Here is a 21,352-nt window from a genome sequence, read left to right as displayed (position 1 = left end):
TAATAGGAAAAAACTGCATAAACAATGAACATAGGTTTCATTATTCATACAGTTTATTATATACTTCCTAGCGTTCGGAGGCGCGATATCCAGCAGCCTCAGCTTCTGCCGTTGTTTTGAACCAAGCAACGACATTTTTGGTACGATTATAGTAGGTCCCACCAGGTACGTGGTAAATGCCATTGACGCTACCTTTAATTGTTCCTTGACCATTGGCATCGACGTACTGAGTCCCACCACCGCTGTCATGACTTGCAGGAGGAGATGCTTGTTTCGCTTGTGCTTCCTGTTTCTCTCGCTCTTGCTGTTCTTTTAATGCCTGTTGTTGCTGTTCCTCTTTTTCTTTTGCTTTCTGTGCTTCTTCCGCTTCTTTCTCCTTCTCAGCGGCTTGAGCAGCTTTCTGTTCCGCGGCTAATTTGGCTTGTCGCTCTTGCTGAATTTTTAGATCTTTGGCTTTTTGGTCAGCTATCACTTTATCTTTTGCGATTTGTTCTTGTTCCTTTTTCTGCTGTTCGACCTTTGCTAGCGCTAGTTTATCCTGTTCTTTTTTTAGCTCAGCTTGCTTCTGTTTCAATGCTTGTTCCGTAGCTTTTTGCTTTTTAGCCTCTTTATCATTTTGAACTTCTTTGCTTTTTACTTCGGGCTTAGGCTCAGTCGCTGTTTGTGTTGTGGGCATTAAATTACCACCGATTATGGCTAAAACTATAGCACCACCCAAAATAATCAAATTAAATTTCGGTCTAAATATTTTTTTCCCGCGGATAAAGATACTCAAAATCAACATAACAATTGCATAGAAAAAACCTAAAAATCCGATCAAAAACAGAAATGTTCCCATAAAAATGTCTCGCTCCCTTTTAAAATATTTTTTTATTGTTCCCCACTGTATTATAATGGACATATACCTAGAACGCCCATTTCAGTCGTGAATGTAGCGTTTTCGTTCGTAAGCGCTTAAATCAAGCTGTTTTTAAGTTATAATTATATCTTTTGGGAGGTTGGTCAGTGGATACATTAGTAAATTATTTTCCATTTAGAGTCGACGAAATCAAATTTCATGTAGCCTCATCTGAGCCACAGATTTTGAAGAAACTGCAACGCCAGGATTTCCATGATACCAATTTGTCAATTCTGTTCACGACGAAGATTTGGAAACTTGCTGATTTTGAGATGGAGTTTCCCGAGCTTGCGTGTGAGGAGATGTTGTTGAAAAAGAAATACATACTCGTGAAAAATGTGCCTTCCAATTATCCTAAAATGTTGCATCTGATGGAAATCTATAAGAATTCAGGATTGGAGATGTATATTTTTTTGACGGACGAATTGGTGTTTCACTGGGTGGAAGAAGAGACGATGACGCTGATTTTGATGCGGAAAAAGAAGAAGTCAAAGCTTATTGTGGAGCTTGGGAATGAGGATTTATTGCTGTTTTTCAATCAGGATGGGAGCAAGACACATGCAGTTGGAGTGGGGGAGCAGTGGTTGCCGAAGTTGATTAGCTTTAAATGAACGCAAAAAAAAGACGCAAAATCTGATTTTGCGTCTTTTCATATTCTTATGAACGTTTTCTCATATAAAATAGGGCTGTTGCAGAAAGTAATAGACCGAAGACAACAAATCCGTTTGTGCTTGAATCTCCTGTTTTTGGTAATTCTTCTACTCTTGCAGGTACAATTTCATTTCCAGCTGCTTGCGCTTGTTGTTGTGTTTGCTCTGTTTCTGTGTTTGCTGGAGCTTTAGAGATTGATTCTGATTTCACTTCTTGAACTTGTTTCGTGCCGTAAGTGTAATGCGTTACGTCACTGACACCACCGTTATCATCAACAGCAATCAGGTAAGCTGTTTCCCCTGGTTTTAGTGCGCGATCAAGAACGGCATGGTAGCTACCAGAATAGTCCACGCGTGTTTCAGCAAGAACTTCTTCGGTTTCCTCTGTAATAACGAAAAGCGTTGTATCCGGTTCAGTACCACCGTAAATGTCTGTGTCTGTACTCATATCGAAGTTAACAGATGGCGCAGAATAAAGCATAATGCCCATCACAGAGATAACTTGATATTGGAAGTTAAGTGTAGAAATGTTACCGCTAGCGTCCTCAGCTACAATAACTGTGCTCGCTGCGCCGACGTTTGACGTGTCTAAATGTGTTGCGCCGTTTTGGAAGTAAACTTTCACATAACCAGAGTTATCCGTTGCGTTTACTAATTCTTCGGCAGTCCATTCTTCACCAGGCCACACGTAGAAAACATCGCCATCTTGACTGATAGCAGGTTTCGTTGTGTCTACCACTGTGTAGTTGACCGTGATTGTTTTTGAATCTGAACCGTTTGTTGCCAGAATTTGTACTGATTGTGCGCCAAGTTTGTTAGTTACTGGTTGTGTTTTGAATGAAAGTGTCACGTTAGCAGCATCTTTCGTTACAAAAGTACTTGGAGTAGCCGTCGCATCATTGAGTTCCAATGTAACATTGTTTTTCGCTGTCGCAAATTCAGTCGTTTCTGGTTTCACTGGTTTCTCAGGATCTACAGGTTTTTCAGGATCAGGAGTTACCGGTTTTTCAGGATCCACAGGTTTCTCTGGATCAGGTTTTTCTGGTTTTTCAGGAGTTACAGGTTTCTCCGGATCAGGTTTCACAGGTTCCACTGGATCAGGATCTGGCGTAACCGGCTTTTCTGGATCAGGAGTAGGTGTTACGGGTTTTTCAGGATCAGGTTTTACAGGGTCTGGATCAGGCGTAGGTGTTACGCTCGGATCTGCGTCCACTGTATAGCTAACCGTGATTTCCTTCGATGTTCCGTCGTTGAAAGTAACTAAAATCGTTGTTTCAAAAGTTCCCACCGTGTCGTTCTGTGCTACTACACCATCCTTGTAAGTTAGGACTGGAGCGCGATCTTGGCTATAAACTTGCACAAAATCAGCTGGAATAATGTAATAACCCTGTGTTACATGAACATTAGGTTTCGCTATGACGTCAGTAGTTGCCCAACCAACTTGTTGCTGTGAATCTTGTTGGGATGTCATTTCCTCGGCAAATACAGGACTGATAGTTGAAAAAGTTAGTCCAAATACTAGCGCGATGCTAATCGATTTTTCTTTTAGGTACATGAGTGTCTCCCCTTTTTTATATGCTTACTTTCCATTGTACAAGGTATCAATTTCTTTGGCTAGCGAAAAAATGTACATTTGACAGCAAAATTTATCGAGTTCACAGTTTGTTCACATTTAATTTTAATGTAGGAATTGGGATTGAACGCAGCATTTGGCGTGTTTGAAAGGATGGGAATCGAGATATAGCAATGCTTTCATGTGTTTTATCCTTGAGTTGGAGGTAGAGGAAACGCTTATTTCCGGTAACGTCGAGGGGAAACTGGGGAAATATACGACACATTTTTTTTGAATAGATTATATGTGAATATTGACTTTACAGGATTTTTTAAGTTCCAGGAAATCTTCTTCACGATCTGTGCAAAGGCTTTGTATTTCATTTTGTAATTGTGAGCTAATCGCATCGCCCGTTTTACTTTCGAAAGAGATGCCCAGCTGACTTTGAATACGAGTAAGTTCTCGCCCCCAATCGTCAAACATTGTTTCCTTACCATGCAGGATATGAGTAGAATCTTCGGCTAAATTATTAGCATCACGCAACATGTCACGCTTCAAAGCTGCAAGTTGAAGCTGACGTTCGAATTCGGTTTTCTGAGATTTTAAAGCGCCAACCGTAGCATCCGCACCAGCCAGAATCGCCTTAGCAATCTCTACTTCTATTTGTCTAATTTCATGAAATAAATCCATTGTGTGCCCCCAATTGTCTCTATTTGCCTACTTGAAGAAATTAACCGCGTTACCAGCTGCAATACCAACTAAACTGCCAATCGTACGGTCTAAATCATGACCGAGGTTGATATCTGTTTGCTGCATTTGGTGCCCCGCGTTACCAATTTCATTTGCGAATTGTTGCAGATGATACTGCCGTTCTAACAATTTATTAAGTAAATCATGCAAAATTTCTTCATCGTGGAAGCGGTAGACGCCTTCTGTTTTGTTGGTAGCGAGGTCGTGCATGGCATCATCTACATCGTTTTCATTTAGTAGATCATACTCCCCGCCATATGTAGCATCGTTGAATTTACGCGCCATTTTCTGGACCGCGTCACTCTCGGCTTGACGAAAATCTTCAATGAGGCGAACCATGCGATCAATGTCCGCTGCTACATCTTTCATTCGATTCGCAAGCGCTTTAATTTCGTCAGGAGAAATGGCAAGTTTTGTGTCGCCGTTGCTACCGAATTGGTTGCGGAAACCTTCAGTTAGATGAGCGTTCAGTGGATCACTGGCCGCGCCATTTTTGGAATAATATTGTTGGTAAATACGAAAGCGTCGGGAGGAAGTAGCCCTACAACATCGCCATGATGTCGGAAATCCTTGATGAGATTAAAGTATGCACCATCCTTTGCTTTTGCCTGTTCGTCGGGTGTTAGTTTATTGAACGAACGTGCAGCCGCGAAGGTTACGGCGGGTTTGGTATGCTTGACAGCTTCATATTGCGCGAGTGCACCGCCGAGACTGTGACCAGTGAAGCTGTAGTTTTTGGTTGTGTGTTTGGATAGCGTGATGTTTACGAAATTATTGTATTCTTTAAATTGACTTTCTTGTTTTGGTAGTTGACTCTTTGGCAAGTCAGTTAGATTTGTTGACCAATCAGCTTTTTCTTCGGAACCGCGGGATGTGAAGATTATGTTTGTGAATTCTTTAGTTTTTCCACTACACACGTCTATGTATTCTTGGTAAGGAACGACGGCAGCAGCTTGGAGCCCACTTTTTTTGTTGATGGAGTTGATTGTTACCCATGATGATAGGTCACTTAAAGTTATAGGTCGGATTTCGCGTTTATCAACGAGGGTTAATGTGTGTACAGGATTTATTTTTAAGGCTGTAGTATTATATATTTTATCGGCTAGTCCAAAATATTGTTCTTCTGTAATTTTTACCAAAACTATTTCCTCCAGTTCAATTTGTGATATGATATATATGGAAAAGGGTGATTATATGAAAATGCAAACCAAGATAATATTAGCAAGTATTGGAATTCTTTTACTATTCAGTATAACAGGGGGTGTGTTATTTGTGAAACATGAAATAAATAAACGGGAAGAAGCAAGAGAAGAAGCAGATAATAAATTGATTGCTGAAGAGAAGCCGAGAATTGAAAAATATCTGAAGTATAATTATGAAAATATAGATTCTGTAACAGTTACTGAGGTAGTACATAATCCTACGGGGATTCCACATATTATGGGATATGTAAATGGTGACAAGAAATTATCTTTTGATGCAGGCGTGTATGATGAACGTTTTGAGGGAGCTCTGGATGCAACGGGAGATTCGTTTCCGTATACAAAAGATTTGAATCATAACATGGTTTCTGTGTCAGAGATTGAAAAACGTGAGCAAGAGAAGCAAGAATGAGAATGCGTCATATTATACTGAATCTATAAGTGAAGGAGGGATTTTCATGACCATCGTGAGTGTTGAAAAGTGGGGAAATAGCAAGGCTGTTCGTCTCCCCAATAATATTTTAAGTGCTCTAAATATACAGGAAAATGACAGTCTTACTATTGAAGTTGTTGATAATCAAATGATTCTTACAAAAAAAGTTGGTGATTTGACTATTGAAGATTTATTCGCAAATTACGAGGGCGAGGCTTTCCAAACAAAGTTACAAGAATTGGAGCCAATGGGTGATGAAAAATGGTAAGGCAAGGAGATACCATCAAGATGAACTTAAACCTCAAACAAGGCTATGAATAAGAATTTTTAGTGCGCTTTTTATATATGTTTAGGCGTTTCTATGTATTAATGATGTATGAAATAGTGTTTTCATTCTTGCTCAATGAGTAACAAATTAACCCGATAGCTATTTTAACATAGAGGTAACACGGATTCACTATATAAAAAGGAGGAAAAAGTCTATGAAAATCACTAAATTATTAAAAGCCGGAGCGGTCTGCAGTATGTTAGTATTGGGATTTTTGGTATTATCATTAACAGGCAACAAAGTATTGGCAGCGGATACATCAAGTGTGTTAACCAAAGGCGCGCTACCGCTAGGATCGACTAATTATGCCATACCAGCCGATGCCGTATTCGTTTCGCCAAGCGGGAGTAGTGGAGGAACGGGAACAATCACCAATCCGGTAGATACGGTCGCCCGCGCTCAAAAAATAATCCAGACAGAAGGCGGGACTATTGTATTGCGCGCTGGAACATATCATGAATCATTAACGAAAGATACAGGCGCGCCGATGTGGGACATGGGTTTGACTATTCAATCGTATCCAGGTGAGGAAGTCTGGTTTGATGGCTCGTCCGCTGTAACAGGGTGGAAAAAGGAAGGCGCGGCTTGGGTTCACGATAATTGGACAATTAAATTTGATGCGAGTCCAACATTTACAAAAGGCGCGCCAGATTTTACAGCGGAGAATTGGAAAAATATTAATCCGAGTTATCCGATGGCGGCCCACCCAGACCAAATTTGGATGAATGGGAAGGCAATGCAACAGGTGGAAAGTCTCAATAAACTAGGACCGAATAAGTTTTACATGGATTATGCAACCAACAAAATCTATCTTGGTGATGATCCGACAAACAAAGAAGTTCGAGCAAGTGATTTGCAAATAGCTCTATCGATGGATGTTCCGAAAATTACTGTTCGCGGCGTTGGTATTCGTCGTTATGCGCCATCCGTGCCAGATTTGGGCGCTGTCCGTATTTCTGAGCCAGCAATTGGTTCCAAACTGGAAAATGTGATTATTACGGATAGCGCTACCACTGGTTTGCAAATTAGTACGGCGGATGTGACGCTTCAAAATGTAACCGTGACAAATAGCGGTCTGTTGGGAATTGGGACGAACCGAGCGCATAATTTAAAAGCCGATAAACTCTATGTCGCTAATAGTAACCTCGAGAATTTTAATATGAGTCCGATTGCGTCTGGTATAAAACTAAGCCGTAGTTATAGCACATTGATTTCGAATAGCAGAATTGTTGATAATAAATCAGTCGGGCTGTGGTTTGACGAAGATTGCTATGACGCGACGGTTGTGAACAATGAAATTTCTAATAATATGAGTACGGGTATAGCTTTTGAATTGAGTTCGGTGGGCAAAATCGCGAATAATCGGATTAATAATAACGCAGGATATGGTCTGCATATTTTTAACTCGGATCAAATGGAAGTTTGGAATAACACTCTAACAGGTAGTCCGATGTCAATTCTAATTCAACAGGATAGTCGCAAGCCGGAAAAGGATCGTTATTGGGCACCTCACGTCTATTCAAAAGATATTTCATGGTACGTGAACACTATCAAAATTTCCAACAATATTCTCGGCTTACCAACAAAAATGGTGAGTCCATGGGGAGGCGTTGTGGCGCTTCGAGATGAGACGTATCAACGAACTGGGAACCAAATGGGTGTGAGTATAAACGCTAATGTGTATTATCGCACTGGTTTAGAAGGCGCGACAACATTTGTTCAATGGTCGACTAAAACAGCCGGGATTAAAGATTGGAATAGTTTTACGAATCTTGCAGCTTTCCGAAAGGCAACAGGGCAAGATAGCCGTTCGATTGAAATGACAGAAAATAGTACTCCACTGAATAAAAATGGTTTTGCGCGGTACGATATTCAGCAACAAGCAAGTGCGGTAGCTTCTCCAATTAAGCACGCGATTGCCATAGCTTCTGATTTGCCATCGGGTGAGAAATTTCTTGGACCAACACCCAATTTGCTTGGAAACTTAGATAGGGTGGACGCGAAACAAATCATCGGATGGGCTTGGAATCCAGATGAACCTACGTTGATATCGACCAATCTTAAAATAAACATTTATGATGAACAGCATACGGTGGTTGACACGATTATGACAGAGGCGAATCAATATCGAGCTGACATACAGAAAGCGGGTTTTGGAACTGGTTACGGGGGTTTTGCGTACACGATTGATTGGAACAAATACCCGAAGAATAAAAAGTATCGTGTTGTAGTTTTTGCTGCGGATAATGCAGGTGTGTATAACCCGTTGCCGAATGTTCGGTATTATGCTAATTAGGAGATTTTGTTGGTGAAGATTGAGTACCGCCAATATTATGGAAGAAGATGTGTACTAGTTGCGCATCTTTTTTTTCGTCTTCTAGCCATTGCTATTTTCCCTATCATGCAAAAAAAGTAGCTGCTAAATACAAGACCACCCTCGTACACATCGACTGTGAACAGGTTGGTCTTTTTTCGTGTGCGGAATTCTCGTAAGATAGGTGTATAGCAATAAATAAAGCGCTTACTAAAATGATGAGGAGTTGGGGTAGAATGGCGAAAATTAATGAGGTAACACGGGAGTCTTGGATTTTGAATACGTTTCCAGAGTGGGGAACTTGGTTGAATGAGGAGATTGCGGAGACGCAGGTCGAACAGGGAAGTTTTTCGATGTGGTGGCTTGGGTGTACGGGGATTTGGTTGAAGACGCATGAGAATACGAATTTATTGGTGGATTTGTGGTGTGGGACTGGGAAACAGACGCGCAAGAATAAGTGGATGAAGGATGGACACCAGATGCAGCGGATGAGTGGTTGCAAGGGATTACAGCCGAATTTGCGGACGATGCCGTTTGTGATTGATCCGTTTGCGATTAAGGATTTGGACGCGCTTGTGGTGACGCATTTTCATTCGGATCACATTGATATTAATACGGCGGCGGCTGTGATGCAGAATTGTGCGGAGGATGTGCCGTTTATTGGGCCACAAGCGTGTGTGGATATTTGGACTGGTTGGGGTGTGCCGGCGGAGCGGTGTATCGTGGTTCATCCGGGAGACGTTGTGAAGGTCAAGGATGTTGAGATTGTTGTTTTGGAAGCATTTGATCGGACGGCGCTGGTGACGGTTCCTGAGGATGTGACATTGGCTGGGAAAATGCCGATGGATATGGATGAGGTGGCGGTAAATTACTTATTTAATACATCGGGTGGATCGCTGTATCATGCGGGAGATTCGCATTATTCGAACCAATTTGCGAAACATGGCAATGCGCATAAAATTGATGTTGCGCTTGGTGCTTATGGGGAAAATCCGCGGGGCATTACGGATAAGGTGACGTCGGTTGATATGCTGCGAATGGCGGAGTCGCTTAATGCGGAGGTCGTGATTCCGGTGCATTATGATATTTGGGCGAATTTTCAGGCGGACCCGAAGGAAATTACGATGTTGTGGGAGTCGAAAAAGGATCGTTTGGATTATCAGTTTAAGCCGTTTATTTGGCAGGTCGGTGGTAAATTTACGTTCCCAGCGGACAAGGATAAAATGGAATACCACTATCCGCGCGGGTTTGATGATGTGTTTACTGTGGACGCGGATATGCCGTTTCCTTCGTTTTTATAGAGATATAAGCTTAAGGAATGGAGTGGGTAAGAATGGATTTTTTGCTGAATTGCTTTGAGTGGTTTGCGAATAATATTTTGCAGAAACCGGAATTTTTCGTGGGAATTATTGTTTTTATTGGGTATGTGTTGCTCCGAAAACCGATTTATGAGTGTTTTGCGGGATTTGTGAAGGCAACGGTTGGGTACATGATTTTGAATGTTGGGGCGGCTGGACTTGTGACGACGTTTCGGCCGATTTTGGCGGGATTGTCAGATCGGTTTGGGCTAGACGCGGCGGTTATTGATCCGTATTTTGGACTGAACGCGGTGAATGCGGCGCTGGAATCGATTGGCTTAACGACTTCGTGGACGATGATTTCGTTGTTGATTGGATTTGTGCTGAATATTTTAGTGGTGTTATTGCGCAAGTTTACGAAGTTGCGGACGTTGTTTATCACAGGGCACATCATGGTACAACAGGCGACGACGGTGACTTGGATGGTGTTCTTTATTTTCCCTGAGTATCGGAATATGACGGGCGCGATTATGGTCGGTGTGTTAGTTGGGCTTTATTGGGCTGTGGCATCGAATTTAACAGTCGGTCCGACGCAGCGTTTGACTGGGAATGCTGGTTTTGCGGTCGGTCATCAGCAGATGTTTGCGATTTGGATTACGGATAAGGTTGCTGGAAAACTAGGCGATCCGAAGAAAAATCTAGAGAATATTAAATTGCCAAAATGGTTGTCGATTTTCCATGATAATATCGTAGCGACGGGGACGCTTATGTTGTTCTTCTTCGGGATTATAATGTCGGTGCTTGGTGAAGATTATTTGCGGGAGATTAATCCGCTGTTTACGCCGACGACTTCGTTTCCGATGTATATTTTGTCGCAATCGCTTTATTTTGCGGTATACTTAGCGATTTTGATGCAAGGGGTGCGGATGTTTGTGGCGGAGTTGACGACTTCTTTCCAAGGGATTTCGAATCGGATTTTACCGGGTTCGCTTCCTGCGGTGGATTGTGCAGCGACGTATAATTTTGCGCCACCGAATACGATTTTGTTTGGCTTTATTTTCGGGGCATTGGGGCAGTTTATCACGATTATTGGGTTGATTGTGTTCCAGTCGCCGATTTTGATTATTACAGGTTTTGTGCCGGTGTTCTTTGATAATGCGACGATCGCGATTTATGCGAATAAGCGTGGCGGGACGCGGGCGGCGATGATTTGCTCGTTTGTGTCGGGAATTTTGCAGGTGTCGATTAGTGCTTTTGCGGTGGTATTCTTCGGGCTTTACAAGTTCGGCGGATGGCATGGAAACATTGATTTCGAGCTATTCTGGCCATGGGCTGGGGTCGCGATGGATTATCTAGGGCGTTTCGGATTCGTGATTATTGTGGTATTCTTGCTCGCGATTCCGTGGTTGCAATATTTACGAGCGAAGGACAGGAATGCGTACGACCAAGGTTTAGAATAAAATTTGAAGGAGATGTTGAAAATGTTAAAAGTTTTAGCGGCGTGTGGTAATGGAATGGGTTCTAGTATGGTGATTAAAATGAAGATTGAAAAAGTGTTGAAAGAGATTGGTGTGGCGGACTTTAAGGTGGATTATTGTAGTGTTGGTGAGGCGAAATCACAGGCTGGCGGGTACGATATCGTGGTGGCGTCGAAGCATTTGATTCATGAGTTGGATGGGCGGACGAAGGGGGAACTTGTTGGTCTGGATAACTTGATGGATGATGCGGAAATTAAGGCGAAATTGGGCGTGCTGGTGAGTGAGGAGGTATGACGATGTTGTCTTTGAAGCAGGCGTTAGTTGAGAATAATTCGATTTTACTTGGTCAGGAAGCGGGGAGTTGGCAGGAGGCGGTGCGTGTTGCCGTTTCTCCGCTCGTTGTGAGTGGCGCGGTGGAGGCGGGATATGCGCAGGCGATTATTGACTCGACGGTGCATTATGGGCCGTATTATGTGTTGATGCCGGGGATGGCGATGCCGCATGCGAGACCGGAGGATGGTGTGAATCGGGACGCGTTTAGTCTGGTGACGTTAGCGGAACCGGTCGCGTTTTCGGATGGGAAAGAGGTTTCGGTTTTGATTACGCTTGCGGCGACTTCGGCGGAGATTCATACGGGGGTCGCGATTCCGCAGATTGTGGCGGTGTTTGAGCTGCCGAATGTGATTGAGCGGTTAGCTGGGATGACGGATGTGGCGCAGGTTTTGGCGTTGATTGATGAGGCGGATATAACGCAGTATGTGACGGAGAAGGGATGAGTGGGCAGAATGGGATTACCGAAATTACAAATCGCGTTGGATAATGGTGTTTTGAGTGAGGCGTTGGAGTCGATTCGGCTGGTTGGTGATGAGGTAGATGTGATCGAGGCGGGGACGATTCTTTGCCTGGCGGAAGGGATGGAGGCTGTGCGGTGTTTGCGCGCTTTATACCCGGAAAAGACGATTTTAGCGGATACGAAATGTGCGGATGCTGGCGGGACGGTTGCGAAAAATTGCGCGGACGCTGGTGCGGATTGGATGACGGTGATTTGCTGTGCGACGATTCCAACGATGAAGGCTGCGCTAAAAGAGGTGCGGGATTTGCAGGTGGAATTGTACGGCGATTGGACGTTTGCGCAGGCGGAGGCTTGGATGGCGGCGGGCTTGACGCAAGTTGTGTATCATCAGAGTCGTGACGCGTTACTTGCTGGTGAAACTTGGACGGATAAGGATTTGGATAAGATTCGCAAGCTTGTTTCGATGGGCTTTAAGGTGTCGGTGACTGGTGGTTTGGAAGTGGAAACTTTGCCACTTTTCGCGGGGATTGATGTGTATACGTTTATTGCGGGGCGCGGGATTCGTGATGCGAGTGATCCGAGGCAGGCGGCACGTGACTTTAAGGCGGAAATTGCGCGGATTTGGGGGTGAGCGGTGATGGCGAATCCTCTAGGTATTTATGAGAAGGCGTTGCCGGCTGATTTGGATTGGATGGGTCGATTGGAAATGGCGGGCGAGCTTGGATTTGATTTTGTGGAGATGTCGATTGACGAGACGGATGTGAGATTGGCGCGTTTGGATTGGACGGCGGGGCAACGGCGGGAAATTCAGCAGGCGATTTTTGAGACAGGAGTTAGGATTCCGTCGATTTGTCTGAGTGGTCATCGGCGTTTTCCGCTTGGCTCGCATGATTCGGCAACGCGCGCGGAAGGTATGATTCTGATGCGAAAGGCGATTGATTTGGCGAGTGATATCGGTGTTCGCGTGATTCAATTGGCGGGTTATGACGTTTATTATGAAGCGAAAGATGTCGGTACGCGGAACTTTTTTATTGAGAATTTGAGACAGGCGTGTGATTGGGCGGCGGCGAAACAGGTGACGCTTGCGATCGAAGTTATGGATGATCCTTTTATGAGTTCGATTTCGAAGTATTTGGAGATTAAAGCGCAGATTGTGTCGCCTTGGTTGCAGGTTTATCCTGATATCGGAAACGTTTCGGCGTGGCCGCAGAATGATATTGGGCGGGAGCTTGCGATTGGGCTACCTCACATGGCGGGGGTGCATTTGAAAGATACGCTGGCGGTGACGGCGGATTTTCCTGGGAAGTTTAAAAATGTTGCTTTCGGCGCGGGCTGTGTGGATTTCGGTGGCTGTTTGAGGACGCTGAAAAGTAATGGTTACGCTGGGCCGTTTTTGATTGAAATGTGGAGTGAAACGAGTGATGATCCGCGGCGTGAGATTCGGGAAGCGTTAGCGTTTTTGATGCCGAAAATGAAGGAGGCTGGCTATGATGATGTTGGACGAGGCACGTTTAATGGCGCTGAAACAGGAAGTTTTTGAAGCGAATTTAGCATTGCCAAAAGCGGGACTGGTGAAGTTGACGTGGGGAAATGTGAGTGTGATTGACCGGGAGTTGGGCGTTATTGTGATAAAGCCAAGCGGTGTGGCGTATGCGGAGATGCGGGCGGAGGACATGGTCGTGACGGATCTCGATGGAATACCGATTGGGTCGGGATTGGCGCCCTCTTCGGACTTGGCAACGCATGTGGTTTTATATCAGGAGTTCGCGGAGATTGGCGCTGTGGTACATACGCATTCGAAGTGGGCAGTGGCTTGGGCGCAGGCAAAGCGTGATATCCCGGCTTATGGGACGACGCATGCGGACGCGTTTTACGGCAGGGTTCCTTGTACGCGTGAATTGACGAATGAGGAGATTTGTACGGATTATGAGCGGGAAACGGGAAATGTGATTGCAAAAACATTTACTGAGCGTGGGCTTGATCCGAGCGCGATTCCGGGCGTGATCGTGAGCAGTCACGGGCCTTTTACGTGGGGCAAAACGGCGGCAAAAGCGGTAGAGCATAGTTTGATTTTGGAGACGGTTGCGGATATGGCGTTTCAGTCGGAGCAATTGGATCATAATTTGAGCATGATTCCGGATTATCTTTTGGACAAACATTATTATCGCAAGCATGGAGAAAATGCTTATTATGGTCAACGCTAGTGGCTGTGATATGATGGGATTAGAACGCAGAAGGTAGGCGATGAGAATGCTTCATTTAGACACGAATTACTGCTTATTCCTCCATATTCTCAGTGAAAGGCTTGAAATTTCGAGTATTACAGCGACGGCGAACGCTGCGGGTCTTTCCAGACGGATGATTTATTATTACACCGAAAAATTAGATAGCATGTTTCGGCAAGTTAATCTGCCACCTGTTGAGCGCAAAGTGGGTGGCGGACTGCTAATTAAGGCGCAACAAGCGGAACAAATAAAGGTATGGCTGGAAGGACGGGAAACACGAAAATACAGCTTGAAAACGAGCGAACGACGCCAAATTTTAGAGTTATTAATCTTACTCGAAACGAAAAAATGGTTTTTGCGTGATTTTATCGAAATTTTAGATGTATCGCGAAATACGATTGTAAAAGATATTGCTGCGCTAAAAACAATTCGGGAAATTCATTCGAATAAGGCGCGAGGCTATTTTATGGATTTAGAAGAACGAGCGCGTCGGACGCAAATTTATCAAGCGGTTCAGAAAATGGGTGACAGCGGGCAAGATCAGGCATTTCATTTTTTAGCGCAGATTGCCGATTTGAATTGTGATAAATTGGTGTTATTGGAGCGGGAATTACGCAATACGGAGCAGATTTTGAACAAGCAGATTTCCGGAAATGATGCGAAGAAATTAGCGCAAACGATGCTTTTATTTGCTAGACGGAGCGATGCGGGAAATCATCCAGAGTGGCTTTTTTCAGAACGAATAATTATTATGGAACGCTTGGAATACAAGGCGGCTGAGGCGATGTTGCAGCAGTTGCAGAGTGTGTTTAAGCAGGCGGTTCCACAAGAAGAGGCACTCTATTATGGCATGCTTCTTCTTTGCGTAGAAAAAAATGTGGACGTTCATTTCAAGAGCTCACCGTTTGAAGAACTCGTGCAATTAACGGAGACAATGGTCACGATCTTCGAGCAAATATCCGGCATTTATTTCAAACTCCGCTACCGAATCGTTGAAAATATTCAAACGCACATCAAAGTTATTTACTACCGCCATGTTTTCCAAATCAATATCCATCCGCCGGTCTTACATGAAGTTTCAAAACAGTACAAAAAAGTATTTGGCTTAACCGAAAAAATGCTTCAAATGCTATCTTCTAATTGGCTGTTCCAAAAATATTTCACCAAACGTTTAACCAGTCAAGAAATAGCGGGGATTGCGTTGTTTTTCGAAGAGGCAATCGTGAAAGAGCAACTGAAAAAAGCGCCGGATAAGTTAATTATCGTTTCGGATTATGCAGATGTGTTAAATTCACTTTTGGAGACGCAATTGAAGCAGCTTTTACCCGAAATGGTGCTAGAAGGTATTTTTACGACGGATATGGCGCCTTTTCTAACGCAGAAAATCAATTTTTGTATCACGACAGATATGCATTATATTCACATGACGGGGCAGACGATTTATGTTGGTGCGGTGCTGTCGGAAGAGGATAAGAAACGGCTTTTTAATGTGAAAAAAACGCCGGATAAAATGATGGGCAGGCGTGACAAGTTGCGCAAACTGCTTTATAATTCGAATAGTAATGGCGTCCCAGATGAGGCTCTGCTTGACCAAGTGGAATTGCTTTATTCGGACGAGGAACGCTCGGTTGTCCATTCAGAACTCGCGACATTAGCGGATTTTCGGCAGGAAGAATTGTTTTTTGAACAGCGAAAGGTTACGTCATTTTCTGAGGTGCTCACGCAAATTGCGAAACCACTGCTTGACCGGAAGTGGATTAAAACGGAGTACGTGGCGCAAATTGAACGCGATATTTGCGAGCGAAAACGGCTTTTATTCTTATTTCGCGGCGTGTTATTATTGCACACGGATTACCGGGAAGGGTCATTCCAGCCTGGTGTGAGCATGTTATACGTGAAGGAAGCGTTTTTCATCGATGGCGAGGCGGTTCATTTATTCATTTTGCTATCGACCGAAGAAAAAATGACGCATGTGCCGCTACTTTTCGAATTGGATGTGTTGCTGAATTCACCGTTTTTGATGCATTTAGAGAGCGGAGTCGGACTATTTGAGGCGTTTCAAATGAGTGTGGAAGGATGATGGATTGTGGAAACAGTTGTAACGGATATGGATGGAACGCTGCTCGCAAAAGGTGGCGCAGTGATTCAACCCTTAAATAAAGAGGTGCTACTAGATTGGCAGAAACGCGGGAAAAAATTAGTGTTGGCAACAGGTCGGCTGGATTTGGCGATTATGCCGTTTATTCACGAGTTGGGGATCACGATGCCTGTTATTTCGTGTAACGGCGCGCTAGTTCGTGACTTCCAGAAAAACGAGATCCTGATGAAAAGTGATATTTCGTATGATTTGCTGGGACAGGTTATTGAGCTGGTGCGCGGGTTTGGCGTGGATTACCATGTCTACACAACGGAGCGAATTGTTGGGCCGACGGTGACTGGAAAAATTGCTGGGTTCGTCGAGGCGAATAAGACGCTTCCGGAAAATGAGCGGGTTCCGTTGACTGTGACGGAGGATGTCGTTGGAGAAATCGTTCGTTCTGGTGAGTTTGCGCTGAAAGTTCTTGTTATTTCGGATGACGCGGATAAACGTGTGGCGGTGCGCGAAGCATTGGCCCAATTACCACTTTCCGTGATGGCTTCTGGCACGACGCTGATTGATATTATGAATGTTGGCATCGATAAAGCGCATGGCCTTGCGTATTTGGACGAAGCTGGTTGGCTTGATTTGGAAACAACAATTGCATTTGGCGACAACGAGAATGATATCGGTATGATCGAACTTGCAAAAATGGGCGTCGCGATGGAGAACAGTATTCCAGAGACGCTGGCGATTGCGGATTTTGTCGCAGGTCATCATGATACCGGCGGACTCGGTCAGTTTTTACTTGATTTTGAGAAGTAACGTGTTATGCTGAAATTGGAAGAAATTTTATCTAGGGAGCTGATTCAAAATGGAAGAGGAAGAACGCTTTGATCTAGGACACACGGTGAAGAAAATTTTTGTAATTGGTATCGCGGCGGGGCTGATTTTCATTGGCTTTATCGCATTGATGACGCTGATTGGGATTGTTATCGCGATTCCACTGCTGAAAAAAGCCTATAAGATGATGACATCAAACGGCGATGAGTCGTGCGCGCATGAGAAACACAAGATAAAATGCCCAATTTGTAAAGCAAAAGAGAAATTCTACGGCGAAAAATTAGACTAGAATAGAAAAAATGTGATCAGCAACTCGCACTAAATTTGGCGAGGACTGATCACATTTTTATATTTATTGTAGATAGGTTTTTTTGAGTGCCTTGATATCTTTATTCGTTAAGCCGAGCCCTTTTTTGAGGAATGCATCTGTGCTGCCGTATTTGGCGTTGATTTCATCGAACGCGGCGTTTAAATAGGATGGGCGGACGTCGAGCACGGCTTTCATACCTGCCAGAACTTTTGGATTATCGGTTTGTTTTGCGAGGGCGTCGAGCGTTTTTTGATTCTCTGTCTCGCGATATTTATTGGAAAGTAAATAGTCGTTCATAATCGTTTTTTGATCGACGCCAAGTGCTGCGAGAACGAGTGCTGTACCAAAACCAGTGCGATCTTTGCCGGCGGTGCAATGCCAAAGTACGGAGCCGTTTTTATTCGCCAGCAGTTCTTGGAAGAAAAGTTTATAACCGTCGATCGATTGCTGGTCGGTGACGAAACTTTTATTAGCGCTGATTAGAAATTGTTCGGGATTGTCCATTTTTGCTAGGCTGGCGATCATGTCTTGCGCGCTTGTCGATGAACCGTTGTCCTTCATAATCGAATCGTGCAGGTAATCGACGTTTTTGATGACTGGATCGGGCTTCGCTTTCACCTCGGAATCGGTACGGAAATCAATAATTTCAGCTAGACCATATGTAGAAGTCAGCTTTTTGATGTCGCTTTTGGAAAGATTGGCAAGTTCAGCGGCGCGGATCAGTTTGTGGGACTTAATCGTTTTGCCATCGGTGGTTTTATAGCCACCAAGATCGCGAATGTTCACCGCACCGTCGAGCTTAATTTGACCACCAGGCTTGACCTGCGTTTGGGTTTGTTTGGCGGCGAGTGAGTTCACATCACTAGGCCCGCAACCTGCGAGTAACAAAGAGCTTCCAACAACGACGACACCAGAAATAGTTACGAATTTATTCAAATTTTTCCCCTCCTCATACGCCTTATTATAGCGAGCGAAATGCCGATTCGTTTTGAGGTTCTGTAAAGAGGGGGTAAAGAATCGCGCGGGAAATGTAAAGTTGGAAAGGATGTTGAATTCAATAATAGTAAATACAATTCCATCATTTTTATGTTTCTGGACCAGAGATGAACATAGGTAGTAGTGGTCCTAGAAAAGGAGGAGTGTGGGTGTTTGGAGTTAATATAGAGGGATATGAAGTTTATGTTAAAATACACGACCTTCCGTCACCGAATGCTCCAAGTTTTTGTTGTATATCTTTCCATGAATCAGAACGGGGAAGAAAACTTAAGTATCCACATAAATGAGGTGTAAGAGTATGAGGAAAACATTTTGTATGAATTGTTATGAGGAAACGAAGCACGATGAGGAGTTCATAACGGAGATAGTGACAGTAAGAGATTTAGATTTAGAGGTAGAACATAGATATTTGAAATGTTCCGTTTGTGAGGGGCTAGTAGAGGATCCCGCTAATCTAGATTATAATTATATAGTAGATTTTAAAGCTTATAGAGCAGCTAAGGGATTATTGCAACCTGACGAAATCAAAATGATTAGAGACATGTATAGTATGAGTCAGAGAGAATTTGCTGATGTACTGGGGATAAGCCATGCAACACTTTGCAGATATGAAGGCGGTGCGATTCAAACAGATCATCATAATTCGACATTTGTTTTAGCAACTATACCAAAAGCGTTCCATAAACTTGTTTATAGGAAATTTCAAGCAACTGGGAATGCAAAATATGAGAAAATGCTTGAAAACATTGCGTCTATCGATGGCGAGAAAATCAGTCAGTCGGACTATAAGCCAGAAACTTTGGAGTTAGAAAAAGTGAGAGAGCAGATTTTAGGATATACTAATAAAACGCAAACTATCTCATCTTATGTAGCTAAATTGTCTAGTGGAAAGCATGTAACTATTCATGAGAAGCGTGGAAATTCAAGTGTATCAAATTTTAAGGGAGAATCTCCATGGAAAATTTAGATTTGACGATAAAGCAAATAAGGCTATCTAAAATAGAGACCAATATTTCTGTCGATAAAGGCTCACTTTCAAGGAAGAATGAGATAGAATTTAGCTTAGGTAAAAATAACGTATTATTTGTTGTTGACAAAGAAAGCATTTACGATGTTGATACAGATAATGTTTTACTTTATTTGGAGGTAGAAGCGACCTATCTAATTGAAGGCGAGCTTGCAGGTATCGAGGAATTGTCTGAGGATAGTGATGTAAGGATTCACCTCACTGAGCCAGTTCTAGAGCAGGCGAGTTTGATTGTAGGCTTTCTCACAGAAAAAATATTCTTGTCTCCGATGATAATACCACCAGTTGAAGTTAGTGTTATGGAGGCAAGGATAGGAAAACTTTTTGAAGAACAGAATAATGAAATTAATCGCGAATGAAATACCAGCTGCTTGAAGTTGGTATTTTTGATTATTATTCTGTTAGGAAAATATTTAATCTAAAAATTCGTTTAAAAGATTGGAGAGAGAAGATGAGAAGTGATATAGATTTTATTGTGGCGTGCATGCTTCGGGATGCGGCGTCGGATGAGATTCAAACGGTACAAACTGGGCATCGCATCAAGCTTGCGGAATTCTGGGGCATAAAAGAGGGCGACAAGGTGCTGGAGGTTGGTTGCGGGCAAGGCGATACGACGGCAGTATTGGCATATCATGTCGGCAAAACTGGCTCTGTGTATGCGGTGGACATTGCGTCACCAGATTACGGCGCACCATTTACGCTGGCGCAATCGACGTATCATTTATTGCAGTCTGAGCTTGGAAGCCGTATCGAATTTAAGCTGGAAACAGATATTCTGCGTGGCGATTTGGCGTTTGACGAGGGCACGTTCGATGTTGCAGTTATCTCGCATGCGTCCTGGTATTTTAGCTCCAAAACCGAACTTCTAGAAATGTTTCGTGTCCTGAAAAAGTGGGCGAAACGGATTTGTTTTGCGGAATGGAATCCACGTCTCACAGATCCGCGTCAAGAATCGCATTTGTTGGCGGTGTTGGTGCAAGCGCAATATGAGGCGTTTAAGTCTGAAACGGAATCGAATGTGCGGACGTTTATCACACCGGATGATATCGCGGAAATGGCGCAGAGTCAAGGTTGGCAGGTGACGCGTGAAGGGGATGTCTGGACGCGTGAAATGCAAGATGCAGGTTGGGAGACGTCGTTTGTCGTCAATCATATCGCGGATGAAATCGCAAAACAAGACGCGTTGCCAGCGAAGTTTAAGGAGTTGCTGTTGACACAGGCGAATCTGATTCGAGTGGATACGGTGTTGCCGATGAGCTCGTATTGTTGCGTGATAGAGGGGTGAAAACTTTATTTACCCGCGTTCCAGCATTTTTTTAAGATACACTTCTAGCAAAATATCCGCTTGAATCATCAGCCCAGAGCGTGATGTAATATCATATCCAGCATAAGAAACCGTCGGGATATCGCTGCTCAGATTCGTATCCATCAGCTGCGCCAGAGCACTATCCCCGCGGTTCGTAATAGCAAACATAAAACACCCACTGTACTCGAGCTTCTTCGCGGCCTGAACAAGCGTTTTCGTATCGCCACTCATTGAAACGAATAAAATAACATCGTTCGGCTTAATAAAGCTCGGCAAAAGGTCAATAATATGTGATTCATATGCGTACATCGTTGGTTTCTGCACCTGAATCAGCCGTTTTCCGATATATTCGCCAATCATCTTCGTCAAACCAACAGAAACCACAATCACGGTGCTCGCGTTCAGGATTTTCGTGGCGATATAATCCATCTTTGGCAGGTCAATCGCATGAATGGTCTGGGTCAGCTGGGCCAAATAATCTTCTTTGAGACTCCCGTTTTCGCGAGTCTTTTTTTGATTGCTGAAACTGGCTAAAATAAATTTGAACTCCGAAAAGCCTTGCAAACCAAGCTTATGGCACATCCGGATAATCGTGGTGTTGGACGTATTTAGTATCTCGGCAAGATTGGTTAGCGTGCTATTTTTCACCTGTTCAATATGATTATCTGCGTAATAAAAAACGTATTTCTCCGAGTCGCTCAAATTTGCAATATCCTCGACGAAACGTTCTGCTACTTTTCCCATTCAAAAAACCTCCAATCGCTTCATTTCCTACTTTATCACGATTTAAAAGAGAATCATAGTGGGCGCCGTACAATTATACGGATTCTGTATGAAAAGGCTTTCTGCTTTATGCTATGCTTCGATTATAC

At 43.6% G+C, this 21,352-nt stretch carries 24 protein-coding genes; 17 read left to right on the top strand and 7 right to left on the bottom strand.

All coding sequences use genetic code 11. The annotated features are described in order from the left end of the window. Nucleotides 1-67: 67 nt before the first annotated feature. On the bottom strand, nucleotides 68-838 hold the full coding sequence (locus HPK16_RS07825) for a sunset domain-containing protein (RefSeq protein WP_181676437.1): 771 nt from the start codon (nucleotides 836-838) through the stop codon (nucleotides 68-70). 167 nt (nucleotides 839-1,005) lie between these two features. On the opposite strand from HPK16_RS07825, the gene HPK16_RS07820 reads away from it, so the two are divergent. Beyond that, nucleotides 1,006-1,509 (top strand): hypothetical protein, encoded by a 504-nt coding sequence (locus tag HPK16_RS07820; RefSeq protein ID WP_181676436.1) that lies wholly within the window; start codon nucleotides 1,006-1,008, stop codon nucleotides 1,507-1,509. Between the two features lie 46 nt (nucleotides 1,510-1,555). On the opposite strand, the gene HPK16_RS16985 is transcribed toward HPK16_RS07820, so the two are convergent. The 4 genes from HPK16_RS16985 to HPK16_RS07800 form a co-directional block, all read right to left on the bottom strand. Further along, nucleotides 1,556-3,103: an LPXTG cell wall anchor domain-containing protein gene (locus HPK16_RS16985; RefSeq protein ID WP_181676435.1), complete on the bottom strand. Its 1,548-nt coding sequence runs from the start codon at nucleotides 3,101-3,103 to the stop codon at nucleotides 1,556-1,558. A gap of 297 nt (nucleotides 3,104-3,400) precedes the next feature. After that, on the bottom strand, nucleotides 3,401-3,790 hold the full coding sequence (locus HPK16_RS07810) for a hypothetical protein (RefSeq protein WP_181676434.1): 390 nt from the start codon (nucleotides 3,788-3,790) through the stop codon (nucleotides 3,401-3,403). Nucleotides 3,791-3,817: 27 nt separating this feature from the next. Next, nucleotides 3,818-4,219 (bottom strand): hypothetical protein, encoded by a 402-nt coding sequence (locus tag HPK16_RS07805; RefSeq protein WP_181676433.1) that lies wholly within the window; start codon nucleotides 4,217-4,219, stop codon nucleotides 3,818-3,820. 98 nt (nucleotides 4,220-4,317) lie between these two features. Then, nucleotides 4,318-4,989, bottom strand: coding sequence for a Tle-like phospholipase domain-containing protein (locus HPK16_RS07800; RefSeq protein ID WP_181676432.1), 672 nt, complete (start codon nucleotides 4,987-4,989; stop codon nucleotides 4,318-4,320). A 133-nt stretch (nucleotides 4,990-5,122) separates the two neighbouring features. On the opposite strand from HPK16_RS07800, the gene HPK16_RS07795 reads away from it, so the two are divergent. The 13 genes from HPK16_RS07795 to HPK16_RS07735 all read left to right on the top strand — a co-directional run bounded on the left by HPK16_RS07795 (nucleotide 5,123) and on the right by HPK16_RS07735 (nucleotide 17,130). After that, a complete protein-coding gene (locus HPK16_RS07795) occupies nucleotides 5,123-5,464 on the top strand; it encodes a DUF1433 domain-containing protein (protein WP_181676431.1) in 342 nt (113 codons plus the stop codon). Between the two features lie 46 nt (nucleotides 5,465-5,510). Continuing rightward, nucleotides 5,511-5,753: an AbrB/MazE/SpoVT family DNA-binding domain-containing protein gene (locus HPK16_RS07790; protein ID WP_181676430.1), complete on the top strand. Its 243-nt coding sequence runs from the start codon at nucleotides 5,511-5,513 to the stop codon at nucleotides 5,751-5,753. Between the two features lie 214 nt (nucleotides 5,754-5,967). Beyond that, nucleotides 5,968-8,109, top strand: coding sequence for a right-handed parallel beta-helix repeat-containing protein (locus HPK16_RS07785; RefSeq protein WP_181676429.1), 2,142 nt, complete (start codon nucleotides 5,968-5,970; stop codon nucleotides 8,107-8,109). Between the two features lie 254 nt (nucleotides 8,110-8,363). Then, the gene (gene ulaG / locus HPK16_RS07780) at nucleotides 8,364-9,428 is read left to right on the top strand and encodes an L-ascorbate 6-phosphate lactonase (RefSeq protein ID WP_181676428.1); all 1,065 of its coding nucleotides are present in this window, start codon (nucleotides 8,364-8,366) and stop codon (nucleotides 9,426-9,428) included. A gap of 32 nt (nucleotides 9,429-9,460) precedes the next feature. Further along, entirely contained in the window at nucleotides 9,461-10,885 is a 1,425-nt protein-coding gene (gene ulaA, locus HPK16_RS07775) for a PTS ascorbate transporter subunit IIC (protein WP_181676427.1), read from the top strand. 21 nt (nucleotides 10,886-10,906) lie between these two features. Further along, a complete protein-coding gene (locus tag HPK16_RS07770) occupies nucleotides 10,907-11,197 on the top strand; it encodes a PTS sugar transporter subunit IIB (RefSeq protein ID WP_181676426.1) in 291 nt (96 codons plus the stop codon). 2 nt (nucleotides 11,198-11,199) lie between these two features. After that, nucleotides 11,200-11,679: a PTS sugar transporter subunit IIA gene (locus tag HPK16_RS07765; RefSeq protein ID WP_281368028.1), complete on the top strand. Its 480-nt coding sequence runs from the start codon at nucleotides 11,200-11,202 to the stop codon at nucleotides 11,677-11,679. A 9-nt stretch (nucleotides 11,680-11,688) separates the two neighbouring features. After that, nucleotides 11,689-12,327: a 3-keto-L-gulonate-6-phosphate decarboxylase UlaD gene (locus tag HPK16_RS07760; protein ID WP_181676425.1), complete on the top strand. Its 639-nt coding sequence runs from the start codon at nucleotides 11,689-11,691 to the stop codon at nucleotides 12,325-12,327. A 6-nt stretch (nucleotides 12,328-12,333) separates the two neighbouring features. Further along, entirely contained in the window at nucleotides 12,334-13,236 is a 903-nt protein-coding gene (locus HPK16_RS07755) for an L-ribulose-5-phosphate 3-epimerase (RefSeq protein ID WP_220132284.1), read from the top strand. After that, nucleotides 13,184-13,900, top strand: coding sequence for an L-ribulose-5-phosphate 4-epimerase (locus HPK16_RS07750; protein ID WP_425487926.1), 717 nt, complete (start codon nucleotides 13,184-13,186; stop codon nucleotides 13,898-13,900). The genes HPK16_RS07755 and HPK16_RS07750 overlap by 53 nt, the downstream gene beginning before the upstream one ends. A gap of 40 nt (nucleotides 13,901-13,940) precedes the next feature. Then, complete coding sequence (locus tag HPK16_RS07745; protein WP_181676423.1) at nucleotides 13,941-16,001, top strand: PRD domain-containing protein; 2,061 nt, start codon at nucleotides 13,941-13,943, stop codon at nucleotides 15,999-16,001. Between the two features lie 27 nt (nucleotides 16,002-16,028). Then, a complete protein-coding gene (locus HPK16_RS07740) occupies nucleotides 16,029-16,823 on the top strand; it encodes a Cof-type HAD-IIB family hydrolase (RefSeq protein ID WP_181676482.1) in 795 nt (264 codons plus the stop codon). A 49-nt stretch (nucleotides 16,824-16,872) separates the two neighbouring features. Further along, on the top strand, nucleotides 16,873-17,130 hold the full coding sequence (locus HPK16_RS07735) for a hypothetical protein (RefSeq protein ID WP_181676422.1): 258 nt from the start codon (nucleotides 16,873-16,875) through the stop codon (nucleotides 17,128-17,130). Nucleotides 17,131-17,193: 63 nt separating this feature from the next. On the opposite strand, the gene HPK16_RS07730 is transcribed toward HPK16_RS07735, so the two are convergent. Continuing rightward, nucleotides 17,194-18,087, bottom strand: coding sequence for a tyrosine-protein phosphatase (locus HPK16_RS07730; RefSeq protein ID WP_181676421.1), 894 nt, complete (start codon nucleotides 18,085-18,087; stop codon nucleotides 17,194-17,196). Nucleotides 18,088-18,445: 358 nt separating this feature from the next. Here HPK16_RS07730 and HPK16_RS07725 point away from each other — a divergent pair, with 358 nt between their 5' ends. The 3 genes from HPK16_RS07725 (at nucleotide 18,446) to HPK16_RS07715 (ending at nucleotide 20,459) form a co-directional block, all read left to right on the top strand. Beyond that, entirely contained in the window at nucleotides 18,446-19,114 is a 669-nt protein-coding gene (locus HPK16_RS07725) for a type II TA system antitoxin MqsA family protein (protein WP_181676420.1), read from the top strand. Next, nucleotides 19,102-19,533 carry a hypothetical protein gene (locus HPK16_RS07720; protein ID WP_181676419.1) on the top strand — a complete coding sequence of 144 codons (432 nt, stop codon included), beginning with the start codon at nucleotides 19,102-19,104 and terminating at the stop codon, nucleotides 19,531-19,533. The genes HPK16_RS07725 and HPK16_RS07720 overlap by 13 nt, the downstream gene beginning before the upstream one ends. A gap of 92 nt (nucleotides 19,534-19,625) precedes the next feature. After that, nucleotides 19,626-20,459, top strand: a complete 834-nt coding sequence (locus HPK16_RS07715) for a class I SAM-dependent methyltransferase (protein WP_181676418.1) — start codon at nucleotides 19,626-19,628, stop codon at nucleotides 20,457-20,459. Nucleotides 20,460-20,468: 9 nt separating this feature from the next. Here HPK16_RS07715 and HPK16_RS07710 read toward each other — a convergent pair whose 3' ends face one another. After that, entirely contained in the window at nucleotides 20,469-21,224 is a 756-nt protein-coding gene (locus HPK16_RS07710; protein WP_181676417.1) for a MurR/RpiR family transcriptional regulator, read from the bottom strand. Nucleotides 21,225-21,352 lie beyond the last annotated feature (128 nt).

This window comes from Paenilisteria rustica, assembly GCF_013820765.1.
GTDB classification, from domain to species: Bacteria; Bacillota; Bacilli; order Lactobacillales; family Listeriaceae; genus Listeria_A; species Listeria_A rustica.
This window is presented reverse-complemented; position numbering and strand designations above follow the sequence as displayed.

Excerpts from the sequence above, each read along its gene's own strand:
- HPK16_RS07825 (WP_181676437.1), bottom strand. The coding sequence starts at position 838 with ATGGGAACATTTCTGTTTTTGATCGGATTTTTAGGTTTTTTCTATGCA.
- HPK16_RS16985 (WP_181676435.1), bottom strand. The coding sequence starts at position 3,103 with ATGTACCTAAAAGAAAAATCGATTAGCATCGCGCTAGTATTTGGACTA.
- HPK16_RS07810 (WP_181676434.1), bottom strand. The coding sequence starts at position 3,790 with ATGGATTTATTTCATGAAATTAGACAAATAGAAGTAGAGATTGCTAAG.
- HPK16_RS07805 (WP_181676433.1), bottom strand. The coding sequence starts at position 4,219 with ATGAAAGATGTAGCAGCGGACATTGATCGCATGGTTCGCCTCATTGAA.
- HPK16_RS07790 (WP_181676430.1), top strand. The coding sequence starts at position 5,511 with ATGACCATCGTGAGTGTTGAAAAGTGGGGAAATAGCAAGGCTGTTCGT.
- HPK16_RS07785 (WP_181676429.1), top strand. The coding sequence starts at position 5,968 with ATGAAAATCACTAAATTATTAAAAGCCGGAGCGGTCTGCAGTATGTTA.
- ulaG (WP_181676428.1), top strand. The coding sequence starts at position 8,364 with ATGGCGAAAATTAATGAGGTAACACGGGAGTCTTGGATTTTGAATACG.
- ulaA (WP_181676427.1), top strand. The coding sequence starts at position 9,461 with ATGGATTTTTTGCTGAATTGCTTTGAGTGGTTTGCGAATAATATTTTG.
- HPK16_RS07770 (WP_181676426.1), top strand. The coding sequence starts at position 10,907 with ATGTTAAAAGTTTTAGCGGCGTGTGGTAATGGAATGGGTTCTAGTATG.
- HPK16_RS07765 (WP_281368028.1), top strand. The coding sequence starts at position 11,200 with ATGTTGTCTTTGAAGCAGGCGTTAGTTGAGAATAATTCGATTTTACTT.
- HPK16_RS07760 (WP_181676425.1), top strand. The coding sequence starts at position 11,689 with ATGGGATTACCGAAATTACAAATCGCGTTGGATAATGGTGTTTTGAGT.
- HPK16_RS07755 (WP_220132284.1), top strand. The coding sequence starts at position 12,334 with ATGGCGAATCCTCTAGGTATTTATGAGAAGGCGTTGCCGGCTGATTTG.
- HPK16_RS07750 (WP_425487926.1), top strand. The coding sequence starts at position 13,184 with ATGATGATGTTGGACGAGGCACGTTTAATGGCGCTGAAACAGGAAGTT.
- HPK16_RS07745 (WP_181676423.1), top strand. The coding sequence starts at position 13,941 with ATGAGAATGCTTCATTTAGACACGAATTACTGCTTATTCCTCCATATT.
- HPK16_RS07740 (WP_181676482.1), top strand. The coding sequence starts at position 16,029 with ATGGATGGAACGCTGCTCGCAAAAGGTGGCGCAGTGATTCAACCCTTA.
- HPK16_RS07735 (WP_181676422.1), top strand. The coding sequence starts at position 16,873 with ATGGAAGAGGAAGAACGCTTTGATCTAGGACACACGGTGAAGAAAATT.
- HPK16_RS07725 (WP_181676420.1), top strand. The coding sequence starts at position 18,446 with ATGAGGAAAACATTTTGTATGAATTGTTATGAGGAAACGAAGCACGAT.
- HPK16_RS07720 (WP_181676419.1), top strand. The coding sequence starts at position 19,102 with ATGGAAAATTTAGATTTGACGATAAAGCAAATAAGGCTATCTAAAATA.
- HPK16_RS07715 (WP_181676418.1), top strand. The coding sequence starts at position 19,626 with ATGAGAAGTGATATAGATTTTATTGTGGCGTGCATGCTTCGGGATGCG.
- HPK16_RS07710 (WP_181676417.1), bottom strand. The coding sequence starts at position 21,224 with ATGGGAAAAGTAGCAGAACGTTTCGTCGAGGATATTGCAAATTTGAGC.